Raw genomic sequence first — 17,898 nt, 5'->3', positions numbered from 1 at the left:
ATGGCCGACCGCACGGCAATGCTCACCGCAGCGGGCCTGGAGGTCCTGGGCACCCTCGACCTCGCGGGTGACCTGGCGCCGGCGGAGGCGTGGCGCCGGGTCGTCTCCGGCACCGCCCGCCCCACGGTCGAGGTCCCCGACGACACCGCCGACGCGGACGACCGAGTCGACGCCGAATGGCGTGAACTGGCTCTGCGACACGGCGTGCTGGCCGATGACGGCACCTTCCTGATCAGCCCTCCGGGCTCTGGCGCGTTCACCGCACCGTGGACCGCCGTCCGGCTCACCGACCACACCCACCTCGCCCGCCACCTCACCACCAACCCCAACGAGCCCGAATTCGTCACCGCGTCCGCCGACGGAACCGCGATCGTCGGCGTCACCACCGAGGAGTACGCCGTCTGGCTCGTCATCAACTGACTTCGGCGACCTCACCACCGGAAAGCCTCCACAACGACCACCACGTGGTCCGACCGGCACAGACGACATCCCCCGCAGGCACAACGCTCCCGCACCGGTGGCGCCCACTCCGTGCAAGGACGTTCATGCCCTACCGCAAACCCCGCGACGGCAGCCCGCTCGCGGACTGGCAGGGAGACCTCAACACCACCCACCGCCGCATCCGTGCCCGCGTCGAACACACCCTCGCGCGCATGAAGAACTGGAAGATCCTGCGCGACCACCGACGCGCCGCCCACACCCTCCGCGACACAGCCGCCGGCATCGCACTCCTGCACGACCTCGCCATCACCGGCTGACCGGAACAGGCCCGCCACAACCCACAAGATCAGTTACGTGACATCCCTTGGGCAGGTCGATCGCGGGTGGGTGGACAAGCACATGAAGCTCCTGGTGATGGCCCTGCTCCTGGTCGCGGAGTCATCTACCAGGAGCTTCGTCATGTCTCCACCACGATGGCCGCCCACACCTCCAAGTCGGAAATGGCTTAATTCCTACGACACCGCCCGGCTGTGCGGCACATAGTTCGGCCGCTGCGGAGTCGACTTCAATCATCGCCCGGGTCGCCACCACCGGGTCGCCGAATGCGGCTTGATCTGACCGCTGGACTGTGGACGAGTTTTACCATGTTATGAATACAGTCCTCACAACGACCTGATATCACCACTCTGGCCGCCGCAGATGAATCGGCACTGACCAAAGGATTCCACCGGCCTGAACGTGCTGCCGCCGCACCACCAGTTGCCTCGTGAGCAGACCAGTCGACGGGGCAACTGGCTCAACCTGAACCTTAGTTGCCTTCCGGGCCGTTTACTGGTTAGCCCAATAAATCATCCGTCCGCACGAAGGTAGCACATTCGGATCTGGCGCCCCGCGCGAATCTTGCACTCGAACAGCGGCTGGTCCTCGTCGTACATTGCTTCCATCTCAAAAATCGCCTGATCGGCATCCTCCTCGACCTCGGGCGTGTGTAGACGAACCTAGAAAGAAAGCTCCACGCGGTCCGCCTCGACAATCACCGACACTGCTATAACGTTCGCAGAAATCAGTCCGAGCAGTGCTTGAACCGCACTCAGCACGATGGCAGCCCCAGGCACGCCGGTCTACGACATGTCACAACGCGAATCGCGCCGCGACTAACCAGCACCGGATCACCCCACACGCCGTCGGACTCCTCAACGCGGACCTGCTTCACAGTCCGCCCGGAGCCGTCCTCGACCACCTGGTCCGCCTCGGCGATCGACCGCAGAGCTGCGCGCTCCGACGCTGACTCCTCGACCACCTCGACCAACACCTCGACGGTCACCCTGAAACGACATCGCCCACACCACTCCGGCCACCCCGCCGACCCCACGACCAGCGCCGCTCCACGGGTCTTCCGGTTCGGGTCGGTTGACGTCGTTCCGCGCAGATCGGACCAGGACCGGGCAGGTTCGACAGAATCACCCGATCGGGTGGCGACCCCACTTGGCGTTGGCAAAGATAAGGAGCGAGTCGCTCCTGATCCGCTCCTTCACGGCATCCACGAAGATCGTTCCGGAACCGTCCCGTAACCACTTTCAAGATCGACAAGAACGCACGAAAAGCCCGCTGACCTGGGCTTTCGCTCCAGAGCCAGCGGGCTTCCTCAGACCGTCGGGACGACAGGATTTGAACCTGAGACCCCTTGACCCCCAGTCGCAGAACGACTGAGCGACGTGCTCGGACCTGTTCTTCCAGGTCGGGGTCCAGTGTAGCGGGCCGAGTAAAGGAGTCAACGACTTCGCACATCCGCCTCCACGGACAACGAAGCGATCGACGTTCGGAAAACTATGTATCAAGGCACTTGTCACGCAGGTCAGAATGCCACGTTGAAGAGCAACACGTGGCCGGCGTCGGTGGGGGCCGGGAAACCGCTCAGCCATGCATAGCAACTGGCACCTTCGCCTCGATCAGCGGTTCCAGCCGAGAGCGGGCTTCACCCTCGCCCACGACCAGCGCGTTGACCGACACCCTCGACCCGTCCGCCTGATTCCACAGCTCGGCCGCCTCGGCGGCCAAGCCACGGTGAGCTGCTGTGTTGCCGAGTCCTACCAGTGCGCGAGTCCGTTCGTAGGGGATGTCCGCCAACTCGGCTTGACGGGCGGCTTTCTGGTAGAGGAGGCCTGCTCCATCGACCCGGCCTGCCCGGAAGCAGACCCAGGCCAGGCAGTTGAGGCCCATGGCGACCTCGACGGGGAGTTGGGCGAGGTCAATGGCCTCGCAGGCAAATTCCAACGCCGCGTCGTGGTCGTCGATCGCCGCTGACGCGAGCGCGAGCCCACGCAGGGTGATGACCACGTTGCGTGTTCGCTCTGACCTCCGGTATCCGTCAAGCGCTGTGGTCAGGTCGCGCAGCGTGTCATCCGGCGCGCCTTGGTACAGCCGCACCCAAGCCGCACTGGAGAAGGCATCGAGTTCTCCCCAATGGTTGCCGGCATTTTTGTACGCGGCTCGCGCCTCAGTGTGGCAGTCCAGGGCCTCCGGCAGAGCGCCTCGTTCGACATGAGCCATGCCGAGGCTGTTGAGCACCATTCCCCGGGCCAAGTGGTCATCCAATGCGTGTGCGGTTCGCAGTGCCGTCTGGTGGGTTGCAGTCCACGGTTCGAACAGCCTCTCCCTGAAGAAGAAGGGGCGCAGCACAAGCGCCAATTGCCAGCACCGCCGGTCGCCGTCGGCCATATGGGTGATGTCGGTCAGCGCTTCCCAGCTCGCCCGCAACCAGGCCAATGCCTGGTCGGCGTCAGCGAAAGGCAGGTGGTCGGACGCGGGCACGTCGATCTGCGGCCGGAACCTGTAGGGCTCGATCATCTCGTCGGCGGCTACGGCCAAACCCAGGGCGTGGGCGACCAGTCGGAGAACGGCCGTACGACGATCGGTCTCGGCAATCTCCGGTAGCGCGTGGTGCACCGCGAAGTCCCGCACCAGGTCATGCACCGTGAGGTTGCCGTCAGCGAGGCGGGTGACCAGGTGGGCGTCGTGCAAGCGGTCGAGCACGTCGTCTAGACCTCCTGTGCCAACACCCGCAAGGGCCTCGGCGGCCTCGGTCGTGATTGTGCCCGCCGGGTGGACCGCCAGCAGAGCCAACGCCCGGCGTTGTTCGGGAGCGAGTTCCCAGAACGACACTCGGAACGCGGCTGCGACATCGCGTCCGCCGTCGTTCAACGCGGCCAAGACCGTCGACTCGCGCTTGAGCCGGTCGAGGTACCTGGTCGTGGTCCAGTTGCCGGTGACGCACCGCGCGGCCGCGACCCGGACCGCCAAGGGCAACATGCCGCAACGCCTGACGATGTCGACAACCGCGTCACCGTCGTTGACCATCTCACCGGCCACGGTTCGAAACAACTCGGCCGCCGCCGGCATCGACAGCATCCCCAACGGCTGGTGGTGGGCCTCGTCGAGCGCCGCCAGGCGGTTGCGGCTGGTCACGATGAACCGACAGCCCGGACTATCGACCAACAGGGGCCGCACCTGCTCGGCAGTCACGACATTGTCCAACAGCACTAGCACGCGGCGGCTGCGGAGCACCGCACGGAGCATCGTTGTCCGGTCCTCCTCGTCTGCGGGGATCTGGTCGGGAGGCATTTCGAGTTGACGCAACAGGCGGTACGCCGCTTCCCCCGGCGTGGCCGGCTGAGCGCCGGGTGTGTGGCCGTGCAGGTCGACGTGCAGGCGCCACCTGGGGAAGTCAGCCGCAACCGCCTGCGCCGCCATGATCGCCAAGGCCGTCTTGCCGGCTCCAGCCAGACCGCTGATCACACATGACCGGCCGGAGCTCAGCGGGTTGAGCGTCGCGACCACGGCCGCCAGTTCGCCCGTGCGTCCCACGAACAGCAGCGGCGGGGTCGGCATCCCGCATTGGCGCGAGAGCCGAGCGGACTTCTCCGACGCGCTCGGCACCAAATCGACCAGTTCGCCTTCGGCTCCCAACGCCTCGTCGCAAAGCCGGGCGATCCGCGGGGTCACGCGGGACCTGCCGTTCTCGACCTTGCTGAGGTATCCCTTGGTGACGTGGACGGTGGCGGCCAGCGAGGTCAAGGTCATCCCTCGAGCCTCCCGCCTTCGGCGCAGTTCTGAGTTGAACTCAGTCACGTTCTCTTGTCCCTCTCCGAGTGTTCGGTGAGCCCGGCCTGCGGGGCGGCCCGCAGGCCGGGATTCGTCAGCCGAGCAGCGCCAGGAGCAAACCCAGCGCGGTCATGATCTGGTGGGTGTGCACGGATCTCTCTTTCTACGGAACGGATCCCAGAGCCTGCGGGAAGATCGGAATCCGCAGTGTGCCCCGTGGAGTACTGGATGAAGCAATCCTGGGGAACGTTCCGAGGCAAGGGAAGTGGTTTCCTGTCGACAATTCCTCGATTTTCCCGGAAACCGCGTCCGAGCTTGCCTGTTTCCCGAATTCGGAAACATTGGAAACACCCTGCCCAGAGGGCATCTCGATATCGCGTGCACGGTAGACTCTGCCTCCGCAACCGGCAGCCGGAGGTGACGGCATGAGTGATTCTGCAACGAGCACGAGCGGTGAAGCGGTTTTCCTGTCCGAGGAGTTGAAAGCTCTTCGGAAGGGTCGTGGGATCAACGGGCACGAGTGGGTCGGCCGCGCGGGCCCCCGACTTCGGCGCATCGCCGGAATAACGGAAAAGGACTCGACGGCAGTGGCACGGAAGAAGGTCGTCACCATCCTGGATCGGCTGACCCGACGCCTGGAAGGACAACGTGGTCGGCTCGCCCGGACCGCGCTCGGGTTCGACAGTGATCCCGAAATCCGCTATCTTAGACGGCTCGAACTGCTGGAGGAAGACTTCGACAGGGGTACCAGAAGCCTTCAGCGGTATAGCGACGAGGTGATGGCCCTGCTTGCTGAAAACGCGGTCGAGGAGGGTGCACGCATCTCGGACCCGCTGCGCGACGACCCCTGGCGGACGAAGGTGTTGCGTACCACCCTCCTGCTCGATGGCCCCGATGTCGAGGTGACCGAGTCCCGAACCATCAGCAGCAGCCGCGACGGTTTGAGCAGGATCGAGCACTCCATCACGCTGCCAGAGGGCGGCCCGACCGGCCTGCTCGACCCGGTCGCGATGAACCTGCGGGCCGGCTTCGGCGCGGACTTCACACGTCTGCGCCGCGTGACGTCCAACCGAGTGGTGTTCGAAGTTCTCTTCGGGCGCACCCTTTCCGCAGGGGAGGAGCACGGGTTCGAGTTCCGGCTCCGACTGCCGGTCATGTCGCCGTTCTACCTGTGCACTCCCATCTACCCGTGCGAAGAATTCGAACTCAAGATCAGGTTCGACCGCAACCGCCTGCCCACGCCGATCCTCGTGGTCGACGGCGCGCTCGCCCACGAAACAGCCGACCCGGCTGCGGCGATGGGTGCGGCGGAGGTGGACAGCGCCGGACAGGTCCACCACATGTTCACCCATCTGCGACCTGGTCGGTCCTACGGACTGAGGTGGCAGCCGCCCGTCGGGTGAATGTCGTGCGGAACGTGGGGCCTGGCCACATCCACCTCTCCAACCTCTCACCGGGCAACCTGCCACGCCAACGATGCCTGTGAGGTAGACGGAGCGGCCGACGGGGGTTCGACAAATCGTTGCAAGTACTTCGCCGCCCGATCTCGTGCGAGTGATCCGGTTCAGTCGGTCAAGAGCGGGAGGATGTCTTCGAGAGTCGGTGCCGCCGCGGCATCCTCTGCGGCCTTCGCCGCGCAGAGCACCTTCGCCAGCAGGTCGTGATCGCCGCCCACGCAGTCGAGCAGCGTGCTCTCGTCGGCGTCGAGAACCATCCCAGCGTCCAACAGGCCCGCAGTCGTCAACTCCAGGAAGACGTTCCGGTCGAGCATCACGTCCAGGTGGCGCGCGATGGGCACGTGGCCCGCGACGATACCTAGCTCCTGTCTGGCCGGAAGGATCTCCGGCAGATCACCCATGTCCACCGCAGGGTACAAGTGGCGCGCGATGTCGATGACCGCGCCGATCACCTCTGCAGCTCGCCGCATTGCCTGGAGGATCGGCCCTGGGTCACCGGCCGGACGCCTCACCTCGAACGTCGTCAACATCGCCTGCTCGATCTGTGTCAAGGGGCGGGCACGCACCCAGGTCAGGCTGGCGATCGCACGCCGAGCGGCGGCCGAGCCGCGCCCGTCCCGATCGGCGCCGTCCGAGAACCGGCTCGTGACCTCCCGGGGCACGTCGTTTCTGAGCAACCAGGCGACCACGAGGTCCAGATCACGGCGCGGGTTATTGCTGTGTCGGACGAAGCGGACGTCGTGCAGTTCCTCGGTGAGCTGCGCGGCGCACAGCAGCGTTCGATCGGTCAGGTCGGTCGGATCGACGTTCTCAAGCACCTCGACGACAGTCTTGACCGAGCGCACGCCGAGGCCCCGGTGCACGACGACCTCGCCCAGGGACGTCAAGATCAAACCAGTTCGGGTGCGCCTGATGAACCCGTGGCGGAGAAGGTCCTTGACGGCGGCTTGCAACCGGTACTCCGAGAACGGCTGCGGCGACCTGGCGAAGCGTGCCTGATGGGCGGCGAGTGTGTGGGCGAAGAAGTCTCGGATGTCATCGTCGTGGCAATGGCCTCGTTCAGCTGCGACCGCCGACAAGACTTCGAGGACCAGGGTCGGCAGGTCGAGTTCTGCAGCCAGGAGGGCCGACTGCTTCGCGTCGGGATCCGCCACCACGTAGCGGTTCCACAGATCGGCCGGATCGACACCGCCCGTGCTCACGATGAACGCCTGGCCCTCATCGGTGCGCTGACCGGGGCGTCCCGCTCGCCCCGCCATGTTCTTGTACTCGGACACCGAGTAGTCGATGTCGCCAGGGTGTTTCAGACTGGCGATCACGACGGCGTCCGCAGGAAGGTTGACGCCCTCGGCCAAGGTCGTCGTGGCGACGATCACCCGGATCTCGCTTTTCTCCTGCCGAAAAGACCACTCGACCGCCTGCCGCTCCCAGTCGGACAGGTCCGCGATATGGAAGGCGACGCCGCCTTCCAGACACTTGCGGAGCTGGTCGTTCGTGACACCTACGTCTCCTCGCCTCAGAATATTGATCGCGTTCCGGGCAGGCATCAGGCGCAACCGGCCGGCGAGCAGCTCCGCTGTGCTCTTAGCGTCTTTGCGGGTGCCGTGAAACACGATCACCTGTCGGCCTTGGGAGACTAGTTCGGTTACCAGGTCGATCAGCACGTCCTCCTTGCTTCCACTGTGGACGGGGTTGACGAAGCGCCTGCCAGCGGGATTTGGCTCGCCCGGCTCGACACCATCACTCCTCCGGCTCCGGTAACGCCCGTCAGTACCGATGACACCCTCGACGAGCGGCACGGACCGTCGTCGGCTCCGCACCAGTCCGGTGCCCAGCCAGCCCGCCAGGTCTTCCGGGTCGCCGAGCACCGCGGACAGCCCCACGAGTTGGGGCATGCGGCCGGACTCCCGGCCGAGCCTGATCCGCGTGAACAACGCCTCCAACCCGGGGCCGCGGTTCGGGTCGAACAGGGACTGGATCTCGTCAACCACGAGCACCCCGATGGTGTGCAGGAGGTCGGGCTTCGAGCCCAGCAGGCCAGTGAACTTCTCGTACGTCAGCACGGCGAAGTCGTAGTCACTGCGGAACAGATCGGGGAGGTGATCCCGCAATTCACCGGTGGCGCGGATCGCCTTTACCCCGAGTGGTCCGTAAACTGTGCGGAACCGTTCGTACTGCTCGCTCACCAGCGCGCGACTAGGCAACAGGAAGACCGTCCTCTGACCTTTCTGCTTCGCCTTGACCGCCGCGAACTCACCGATCAGCGTCTTCCCGCTCGCGGTCGGGGCGCTGACCAGAACCGACTCGCCACGCAGAACCCCCGCGCCGTTGACCGCGTCGACCTGGATGTCGTTCATTTGCCGGAACGATGTCGCCCAATTCTCGGTGAAAGCCTCGGGTATGCCGTGTCGGCGCAGCGAGGACAGCGCCGGGGTCGCCGGGGACGGGAACGTGCCGCCGACCTTGGCATAACGAGCACCGGGTCGCAACACCGGAAACCGGATGTTCGACCCTGTGCTCTCCAGCACGGGATTCTGAATCTTCGCCGGAAATCCTGACGCGTGCCATCCGACTTGTGTCATGACGTAGGCCGCGAGCTTCAGCATCGAGATCTCGTCGCCGTCGAGGACGCCACTCCACCCGAGCAGCGCTTTGATCACGTAGTGCGTGAGCACCCCGTGCCCGAACTCGGCCTTCTCATAGGCTTTCTCGTCCGAGGCGGACGCGGCGAGCACAATACGCCCTGAGCCACGTACCCGGCTCAGGAGTTTGTCCACGTCGAGCCCCGTGGCGCGACTGGCGTACCCGTCGTCCGGCGGCCGGAGGACTTTGGGTTGGTGGACAACCTCGGTTGGACGGCTTGCCCGGCTCATCGCCCCTCCGGCGAAGCAGCAGTCAAGAACGACGACGAGGACCTTGGCCTTGATCGCCTCGATCTTGGCCGCGAGCTCTGCGAGGGGTAGTGCCGTCTCAGCCGGTCGGTCGAGCGATGTGTCCGATATGGCCAATTCGCCGGACGGGGTGCCGTGTCCCGAGAACGTGAGAACGACGACGTCCGACTCGGTGGCCGCAGACACGAGATGACACATTTCTGCCATAATCCGTTCGCGGGTCACTTCGGCATCCCGGATAAGCGCGGTGCGGTCGTCTCCAAAAGTGTCGACGAACAGCGCGTGCAGGACCTCCGCGTCGCGTTTGGCAAACCTCAAATCGGCAATGTCAGGATCGCGGTAGTTGTCCACACCGATGAAAAGACCATAGAAGTTTGGTGAATCTGTCATGCATGCCCCTTGTTTGCCAATTTCATGACAAATGCTCCGTGTAGGCTGATCAAGACCGGTCCGGCACGGTAGCGTACCGAACCGGAAGCGCGAACTCGACATCACTCGACAGTGCCCCAGGGAAGAAGTGCATGTCTGAACTATTGAATTCCGGCATCCTGTCCGGCAACGACCTGCTGGTTCGGGTCCGTTCCGGACATGCGCGCGACTTGAGTCGGCGGTGCCCGGTGCGCACCGCTGCGGAGGTCCACCCAGGATTGTCCCGAGTGGATGGTCCGAGGCGTCTCGGACGCAATCGAGAATCGTCGGTGAGCCGGTCGGTGCACGCGGTTCTCGATCTCGTCGAGTTCGAACAAGTGGATGCTGCGGTCGCGATCCAGCGCTGGCGCGACCGGGAGGCCCCCCACCCCGGCGTGGAGCGCTGGGTGACCCACGCGGTGACCAACGTCCTCTCGTCCGAGGCAGGCATCGAGGATCTGCCGACCGGTCTCGTTCCGGTATCCCGGTGGTGGGCGCGACAACGCCCGGCTAAGCCGGATGGCTCCGGGACGTACGAAGAGACAGTTCACGGGCGTCGCTACGAGAATGACTACGGGGTCCGGGAGATCCGCCTACTGCGCCTCCTCTCGGTCGACCAGCGCGAAGCCGACGCTCGCGAAGTCGCGTTCGCCGCAGGAGTCGTGGCTGGAGCCAGTCGTGTGCTGAGCAATCCGTGGGCCGGAACGGAGTACCGCTTGGGCCGGTTCGAGGCACCAAAGTGGATCCGCGTCGTCGAGGTCGGGTGCGATGACGGTTCTGCCCGCGTTCTCTTCAGCGGAACCCGGGAGGATGCCCTGGAGCGATACAACACCGTGGTCGCCGGATCCTTGAGCGCAGTGGCCGTCGGCGGGGAGTACCGCCCTGGCGACGACTGCGGTGGGTGCGCGCTGGTCGACAACTGTCCGGCCGTGCCGTCGTTGCCAGGGTTGCTCGGCGTGCTCTCGGACGCGACGCCACGACGAACATGGTCGGTGACTACGGGAAGGAACCACCTTGCGTGTGCCGCACGGGCACACTTCGGCAGGCTCTTCCTCCCCGGAGACAAGGCATTCGAAGACACCGATGCGACGCGCCGCGGGCGGGCCGTGCACCACTGGATCGAGCAGCGCCATCGTGTCACTCCTCCCCGACCGTGTCGCGCGTCCGACGTGCCTGGCCCCGCCGAGGCGTGGGAGTCCGGAGGCTGGCGGGTCGAGGGCAAGCAGGCCGGACTCGGGATCCAGATGATCGGCGACCACTCGCTCACCTGCCCGTTGCGCGGGCTCCCCACCGGGACGCAGGTCCTCCCCGAGGAATCGATAGTCGTGTTCGACCCACAGACGAATGTCGTGGTCGTCGCGAAAGCCGACCTGCTCTACCGAGGCATCGAGGGCTGGACGCTGCGCGAAACCAAGACCCAGCGGTACCCCGGACAGGGAGACATGTTCGACGACTACCCGCAGCTCGCCCTTGCAACGGTCCTGTCCGCCCGCGGCGTCCGAGCGGTGGGTGAGGTCAAACTCCGGGTCGAACTCGAGCGATTGACGGGGGCGGGACCGGTACTCACCGAGGTCGACACGTCCGATCCCGCTGTGCTGGCACGTGCTGAGAAGGTCCTGCTGGAACTCGTCGGAGACTGGCTCACCGACCGCGAGCACCCGACCAACCCGGGCGAGGCCTGTCGGGATTGCCCGTACACCCGGTGGTGCCCCGATGCACGGCGAGGTCGGCCGTGACGCATTCGATCGTCGGGCCGCCCACGTCGTGGGAACGCGCTCTCATCGCTTCACTCCGCGCGGCCTACGCCTGGTCGGTGCGCTCGTCCGAACGCCGTGCCATGCACGAGGTGGCCCGCATGACCGGTGTGGTGATGGCTGCGCACGGCCCAGGCGTCGGTCCGGTCACGCCGCGCGAGTTCGCCAAGGCGCTGCATGGCCGGCTCGGTTTGTTGCCTGCGATCGCCGACTGCGGTGACGAGGAGATCGCCGACGCGGTCCTGCTGTCCGGCGACTGCCTTACCGACGTGGCCTTCGACCTGGCGTGCGAGTACGCGGCTCCGCTGGGAGAGGCCATCGACAAAGCGACCTGGATGCCGTCCTGGACCAGGATGAGGGCCGAGCAGATCCAGCAGGCCACCTACTCCGCGATGATCGGGTCGGGCAAACAGGAGGTCTACGTCGACTCCAGGAAATTCCTGATCGAGCATCCTGCCGTGCCATCCGAGGCCGATCTGCAAGAACTGGTTGCCTCGACCGGAGCGCTCCTCGCGCCCAACGGGTACCAGCCGATTCCGTCAGACCAGATCCATCACGTGGGCGGCGGGACAACCTGGTGGTGGGCGTGTCCCACGTGCCGATGGCCGATGGCGGTCACCGGGAACCGAGTCCGGTGCCGCTACCGCCCGCACACCGCGTCGTACAAGATCGTCTCTGGTGCGAAGGCCTCTGCCCGGCCGTCGCTCGATCGCATCGACTCCGGTCCACGAGTGGCGACGCCAGTTGCCCAGCCGGGGGCCGATGCCGTCTGCGTCGAGACCGGAATCTGGCGCTTCATCGTCGTACCGGGAGCCACTGAACTGCGTCTGTACCGAGAACTCACGAAACTCGGCGCGGCCGTCGCACTCTGGCCGGACCTCGATGACTACGACCTGCTGGTGGCGGTCGGGATCACCGAGCACAAGGTCGACGTCAAGGAGTACCGGTCGGCACGACGCCTCGTGGACAACCTGCGCGGAGCGCGGTCGTCCATCGAAGTGCTCTTGCCAGACACCCATGAATACCAATTCGCCATCCTCAAGGACGCCCTTCCGAAGTCCATTCGGGTCACCACTGAGCGGCGGTTTCTCGCCAGGGTTCGCAAGCAGTTGAAGGAGCACAGGTGACCGAACGAACGGACCTGGCCAACAAGAAGAAAGTCCGGCCCAGGGTGATGGCCGCAGCGATCGGCCTGGCTGCGGACCTCTTCGCGATCGACGGAGAGGGGACCACGTGGACGACCACCCGGGAACACGTCCTCTTCGTGCTAGACGGACACATCTCCGAGTGGTCCGGGTGGTCGGCTATCGGCGGTGTCGCCGAGCGGCGCCGTGCAAGGTGCGCACGGCTGCTCAAACGGCGGTTGAACGACTACGCCAACGCCGAGGTCGCCGGTGCCGTCCTCGATCACATGCTCCTCGCCGAGGAGATCAGCGGATGCCGGGCTGCGGAAGGGTATCAGAAAGGCGTCACCGGCAGGATCGTCGTCGATGTCGGGATGCCGCTCGCTGACTTCGTCGATGCGGCGCTCGACGACCTGGACGTGCTCTACGCCGCGAGCAGCCGTGCGCTGCGCGCCGCCACACCGGGCACCCATACGACATCCATCCGCGTCCCGGGTATCAAGGGCGTTAACCACCGGTACGTCGACTTCCGTTTCGAAATCCAGGGACACCACCGAGAGCCTGGAAACCCGCTCCCCACCGTGGTGGACTCACCACCTCAAGCCGAGCTGTGGGTGCCGTTCGACGAACTGGAGATCATTGCCTGCCAGCTCGACGAGTGCCCGAACATTCGTGGGGATCACCGCACGGCAGCCGTGGCGAAGTTCAAGGCATCCATCCGCTCCGAAGAAGCTGTGCTGATCAAGGGCTTGAGGCTGACGGCCGGGAACCTGAACGAACTCCTCGCCTACACCGGGTTCGGGAAGTCGGTTGTACTCGTCGAGGTCTTCGCGTGCTGGGCTGTGCAGAAGGGTGTCGTGACCGCGTTCGTGCTCCCAACGAACGCAGACGTCGTGAAGGTCACCTACCAGATCGAAGAGGCGGTCGCAGCCCTGAACCTCACGGGCAAGGTCGTCGCGCTCACCTCGCCGCGCTCCCGCATCCAGGTCGCCGAGACAGCGGCCGCCCGCACGTCGGATCAGGGCCCGGACGCCGACTGGGTGTGGGACCGCTTCGGCTACGGGTGCGCCCTCTCCGCCGTGGCCACCAGTGAGGGCTCGGTCGACGGCTGGGTCCCCGGGCAAGAGCCCTGTGCGAAGTTGCGCTCCCACCAGGCCAAGGGCAAGCCACGCATCGTGGCTTGTCCGTGGCGCACCACCTGCGGCCGGTTCCAGGCGTCGAGGGCAGCCTGCACTGCGGATGTGATCGTGACCTCCCATGTGAACCTGCTCCTCGGTGTGCTGCAGACCCCAGTGTCCGACGGGCACGGCATCAACGACCGCCTCAGTGTGGAGGAGTTGGTGCTGCGCCGCTGCCAGGTCGTCGTCATCGACGAGGTCGACGTGTTCCAGCAGGAGGCGATCGAGCAGGCGGGGCGCGGCCTCGTCCTGGACCAGGCGGGCCGCACGAACACCCCGCTTCGCAACCTCGACGAGGACTTCGGCGCCGCGTTCGGCAAACTGCTCGACGAGGTTGACGCCACCGTGCGCGACGCCTATTTCGGGCTGCGCTACCTGTCGGAGAACTACGTCAGCCACCTGACGTACGAGCGCCTCGGGCCCGCCCGCCCGTCGAAGGGGCGTCGCCGAGCCGGCCCCGGACGAGCTTGGATCGTTCCGCGACGCCGGGATAATTGGCTCGCCGCCAAGCTCTTCGGCGTCGAGCCGGACCAGGTCACCGATCAACAGATGACAAAGTTCCTCCTGCTCTTCACGAGGTGGCACCCCGGCGAGCCGCAGGTGTTCGTCGACGCGAGAGGCTGGATCGACCGCGTCATCGGCACCGGCTTCGAAGGCTCGGCCATTCGCGAAGCCGGAAAGGTCATCGGCGATCTCGTGCTCTCTCTGTCCAAAGAGGACCAGCGTCAGTTCGTCGACGGAGTGCTCCGGCGGGCGATCCTCGAACGCATTCGGGTCTTCCTCCACCGTTTGATGGCGAACAACTCCCAATTGGTGGACATCGGCGTCGAATCGGCGCAGGAGATCGCTGACGCGCTCGGCACCTACGGGCGGTGGAGGGTCACCCCCACCGGCCCCCTCGGTCGACTGGTGTTCGCCTTCACCGAGTACTTCGACGACACCGGCTTCGAACCGGCTCGACTGGCCACTGCCGCCTTCGGCGGCGATCCACACACCTACACCGTCGGGCTCGGCGACGTGACCGCATTGGCCCACGCCGGAACCCGACGCATCGTCCTCGGGCTGTCCGCGACGTCGTACTTTCCGTTCGCCCCGCACCATCACCTACACACGAAGCCTCGGTGGTGGGTCCGCGACGACTCCTCGGAGACAGTGAGCATCAAGTCCGCGGTGATCCCCGATGCGGACGGGAAGGCGAGCCGCATCTCGGGCACGCAGGGCCCCGCACGGGCCGATGCCACCCGCCGGATCGCACGGTTGCTCTGGTCGCGAAACCTCGTCCAGGAGTTCGAGCGCCTGGCAAGTGAAGATCCAGATCGGCAGCGGGTGCTGCTCGCCACGACCTCCTACGAGGCCGCCAGGCACGTCGCCGAGGGACTGGCCGAGGCCGGTGTCAACGGCAGAAGTATCTGTCTGGCCGTGCCGCCGCGTTCCGAACCCTCCGACCACCAGTTGTGGCAGGAACTGCGTGCCGACCAGTTGGAGGCGTTCCCCGCCATGGCGGGCACCGCCATCCTCATCGCGCCGCTGGCTCGCGTACAACGCGGGGTGAACATCATCGGTCAGGGCTCCCGTTCCGCTCTCGGATCGGTGTGGCTCATCGTCCGACCCATTCCGATCATCGACGAGCCTTCGGAACTCGTCGCGCATATCCAGGCCAGGGCGCTGGCCGAGCACCCTGGTCCGGTCTCCGATCCGTGTGCGCTCCTCGCCGAGAGGCGTAAGACCGCAGGCACGTTCCTCGAGGAGATCATCCGCTGCCCGCCCTACTTCCAGAGCCAGCCCGACCTGGTCAAGCTCGGGGTCACCGCCGAGATCATCGTCGGGGCGATCCAGCTCATCGGCCGTGCTCGTCGCGGCGGCACACCTGCGGTGCTGCACCTGGTCGACGGGGCCTTCGACACCGGTGAGCGTGGCACGGACCTACCCGTGCTGATCACCAAGTTGATGGCCGCCTGGAAGCCCGCTGAGTTGGACGCCATGCGGGAGTACTACGGCTCGACGCTCCAAGCCTTCCTGGACTACGCCCGACAGAGCGATGGAGCTCCCACGTGCTGAGGACACTCGCCTACCGGATCCCCCGCGAACACCTGACCGAACTGCTCGGAAAGGTGACCGCGTACCCGTTGACATCGCAGTTTCAGGAGGCCTGGGCGACGCTTCCCGGTGGACGTCCACGGTACGGCACCCTGGCCACCGGCCTGGTGGCGGCCACGGGCAAGCCGGTTCGACTCTTCGGGGAGCGCGATCTTGCGGAACGCGAACGTGAATCGGGCGCAAAGGCCTTGCTCCTGACCACCGACGCAGCACTCGACCGCCGCCTGAGGGTTGCTGTGATCGCCTGGGAACGCCACCTCCGCGATGGCGGCACCCCAATCCTCGCGGACCTGCTCCCGGAACCGGAGGAAGCTCGCCTCTTCAGCGACTTCGTCGAGTTCCGGGCCGGAGAGGTTCCCATCGCGCCGAACTGGGTCTTCCGGGTGGCAGCCTGGCAGATCGCGCGCAGCCTGGCCTCCCGCCCGCTCGGGATCGACGGTCGCGCGGCGGTTCGACTCCGGATGGACACGTCCGGGCGGCTATTGGCGTGGGAAGCCGACGACCTGATCGTGAGCCCGAACCACAAGTCGTTCGACATGACCAACGTGACAGTCCGGTTGACCACCCGCCCCGGTGTCGAAGACCTGGTGTTGACCTTCGACGCCCACCAGTCACGAATCGACCAGCGTGGCAAGTGGTATAAGGCGACCTGGGTCGAACGCCGGGCGGAAACGCCGATCCTCTACCTACCGGCCCGCGCGTACAAGGTCGAGGACGAGTGGCACCACGAGTTCGACCCTGCGATCGCGTCCATCCTGTCCGCTTGCCAACTCCAACCACTGACTCTCCCGGACGAGTTCCCGGAGCGCCCTGAGGTGTTCCGGCCAAAGCTGCTCGGCGCCAAGTACCACGAGTTGGGCAGCGGGCCCGGACCGAGGTTCATGTTGCGGTTGCACGAGTACGTGACCCGCGAACTGCCGTTGCTCGCGCCGCTGACTTATGAGCTGGACAAGACGATCAATCTTCCTCCACGCATCAAGAAATACCCGGAGAACGGAATTCTCCCCCAGTCGATCGGGCCAACCGGCTACAAGAAGATGACCATCGCGTGCCTCTACGCCACCGCCGAGGCCAAGGAACGCATGGTCAACCAACTCGTCGAACTGACCGGACGTAGACCAGCCACCGACGGCTCCACCACTCCGGTCCACGAACGGCTGAATCTGGTTTCCCGCCATTGCCCGGAGCTGCTCGGCCATCGCACGACCAACCGCGCCTCGTTCCTCGCTTCCTTGAACCTGCCCGTCGAGGATGACCACCTGGTCGTCGCGTGGGTGGAGACCGAGTTCCACCCTGAGATGGAGGTGAAGCCCGACATCGACGCCAAGCCACATCTGCGGAGACTGTTCGGCCACCTGGGGATCCCGACGCAGTTTCTGGCCACTGAGCCGGTCGTCCACGTCGAGGCAGAGAGGCAGGAGGTCGGCGACAAGAAGCAGAAGAAGGAAAGCGAAAAGCGGAAACACGTGGCGAGGGCAGCGCTGCGCGATCTGCTTCGATCGGCTGGTGTGCTCGACGAGCGTATGCGCAGCGCGGTGTCCCAGGACAAGCTGCGCAACAAGCTGGACCGCAGGACTCTGCTCGTCGGAATCAGTGTACGCGCGCAACAGGTTCGGAAGGGACAGCGGCCACTGGTACTGGGGATGACCGCAGTGCTCGCCGATCCTGCGGACCTGGAGCAGTGGCGGATCCTGATGTACAGCGACCGCAGGCGAACGTGGATACGGGCGGCGGAAGGCCTGACCGACTTTTACGCAGGCTCCCTCGGCGTGACTCATCTGGGGCGCACGGAGGAGAAGGTCGAACTCATCAGGACAGAGGTGGAGCACCGCCTGTCCGACCTGGTCTCATCCGACCTGTCGAACGTGCCTGTCGTGGTCTTCGTGGACGCTCAGTCCACTCGGTCGATCTGGCCTGGCCTCCAGAACGTACGGCTCGGCGCCGGGCCGCTTCCCGGTGACTCCCTGCGTGCCCGTGGGCTCGACGTCGCCGTGGTCCGCATGCATGCCGACATGAGGGATCTCGGACGACCGGTCACCAGGGTCGACGAGGGGCGGCGGGCCGCGGATTCCCGCCAGCCCGCCGCTCCGGGTCAGGGCGTGTACCGGTTGGTAGAGAGTTCTGTGCCGTCCTGGCTGTTCGCCGGCAAGTCCGTGACACTCGACGCCCAGTGGGGACGGATTGGAGCGCAGTACACGCGCTGGACCCTCCCGGACGACTTGCGGCACCAACTGCGCTCACCCTGGCACTCCTACACCGGTCGGGAGATCGTCGTCGTCCGTCCTGGGCTGTGGGAGTCAGTGGAACTGGCCGCCCTGACGGCGCGGCTCTGTGAACAGCCCATCGCCTGGGATGGGCGGACTCTCGTTCCAGTTCCGCTGCACCTGTGCACGGCGGCGGACCAGGACCATCCGGAGTTCCGACAGTCGGAACCGGACGAGGAGTGA

General features: G+C 65.7%; 9 protein-coding genes and 1 pseudogene. 7 read left to right on the top strand and 3 right to left on the bottom strand.

The genetic code is table 11. The features are described 5' to 3' along the window. Together AB0I60_RS05615 and AB0I60_RS05610 are read left to right on the top strand one after the other, a co-directional pair. Window positions 1-420, top strand: a complete 420-nt coding sequence (locus tag AB0I60_RS05615; RefSeq protein ID WP_360726026.1) for a hypothetical protein — start codon at window positions 1-3, stop codon at window positions 418-420. Window positions 421-545: 125 nt separating this feature from the next. After that, window positions 546-758 (top strand): annotated as a pseudogene (locus AB0I60_RS05610) (IS5/IS1182 family transposase); the annotation flags it as partial. A 773-nt stretch (window positions 759-1,531) separates the two neighbouring features. Here AB0I60_RS05610 and AB0I60_RS05605 read toward each other — a convergent pair. Together AB0I60_RS05605 and AB0I60_RS05600 are read right to left on the bottom strand one after the other, a co-directional pair. Further along, window positions 1,532-1,765: a hypothetical protein gene (locus tag AB0I60_RS05605; RefSeq protein WP_360726025.1), complete on the bottom strand. Its 234-nt coding sequence runs from the start codon at window positions 1,763-1,765 to the stop codon at window positions 1,532-1,534. A 590-nt stretch (window positions 1,766-2,355) separates the two neighbouring features. Further along, window positions 2,356-4,569, bottom strand: coding sequence for a helix-turn-helix domain-containing protein (locus tag AB0I60_RS05600; RefSeq protein ID WP_360726024.1), 2,214 nt, complete (start codon window positions 4,567-4,569; stop codon window positions 2,356-2,358). Window positions 4,570-4,967: 398 nt separating this feature from the next. On the opposite strand from AB0I60_RS05600, the gene AB0I60_RS05595 reads away from it, so the two are divergent. After that, the gene (locus AB0I60_RS05595; RefSeq protein ID WP_360726023.1) at window positions 4,968-5,945 is read left to right on the top strand and encodes a hypothetical protein; all 978 of its coding nucleotides are present in this window, start codon (window positions 4,968-4,970) and stop codon (window positions 5,943-5,945) included. 161 nt (window positions 5,946-6,106) lie between these two features. On the opposite strand, the gene AB0I60_RS05590 is transcribed toward AB0I60_RS05595, so the two are convergent. Beyond that, complete coding sequence (locus tag AB0I60_RS05590) at window positions 6,107-9,280, bottom strand: DEAD/DEAH box helicase (RefSeq protein WP_360726022.1); 3,174 nt, start codon at window positions 9,278-9,280, stop codon at window positions 6,107-6,109. Window positions 9,281-9,588: 308 nt separating this feature from the next. Here AB0I60_RS05590 and AB0I60_RS05585 point away from each other — a divergent pair, with 308 nt between their 5' ends. From AB0I60_RS05585 to AB0I60_RS05570, 4 genes are read left to right on the top strand one after another with little or no spacing between them, the layout of a single operon-like run. Then, a complete protein-coding gene (locus AB0I60_RS05585; protein ID WP_360726021.1) occupies window positions 9,589-11,034 on the top strand; it encodes a PD-(D/E)XK nuclease family protein in 1,446 nt (481 codons plus the stop codon). Continuing rightward, window positions 11,031-12,179, top strand: a complete 1,149-nt coding sequence (locus AB0I60_RS05580; protein WP_360726020.1) for a hypothetical protein — start codon at window positions 11,031-11,033, stop codon at window positions 12,177-12,179. Before AB0I60_RS05585 ends, AB0I60_RS05580 begins: the two co-directional genes overlap by 4 nt. Continuing rightward, a complete protein-coding gene (locus AB0I60_RS05575) occupies window positions 12,176-15,412 on the top strand; it encodes a hypothetical protein (protein WP_360726019.1) in 3,237 nt (1,078 codons plus the stop codon). Before AB0I60_RS05580 ends, AB0I60_RS05575 begins: the two co-directional genes overlap by 4 nt. Next, window positions 15,406-17,898, top strand: a complete 2,493-nt coding sequence (locus AB0I60_RS05570; protein WP_360726018.1) for an RNaseH domain-containing protein — start codon at window positions 15,406-15,408, stop codon at window positions 17,896-17,898. The genes AB0I60_RS05575 and AB0I60_RS05570 overlap by 7 nt, the downstream gene beginning before the upstream one ends.

The organism is Actinosynnema sp. NPDC050436 (genome assembly GCF_040655415.1).
GTDB lineage: Bacteria > Actinomycetota > Actinomycetes > Mycobacteriales > Pseudonocardiaceae > Actinosynnema.
This window is presented reverse-complemented; position numbering and strand designations above follow the sequence as displayed.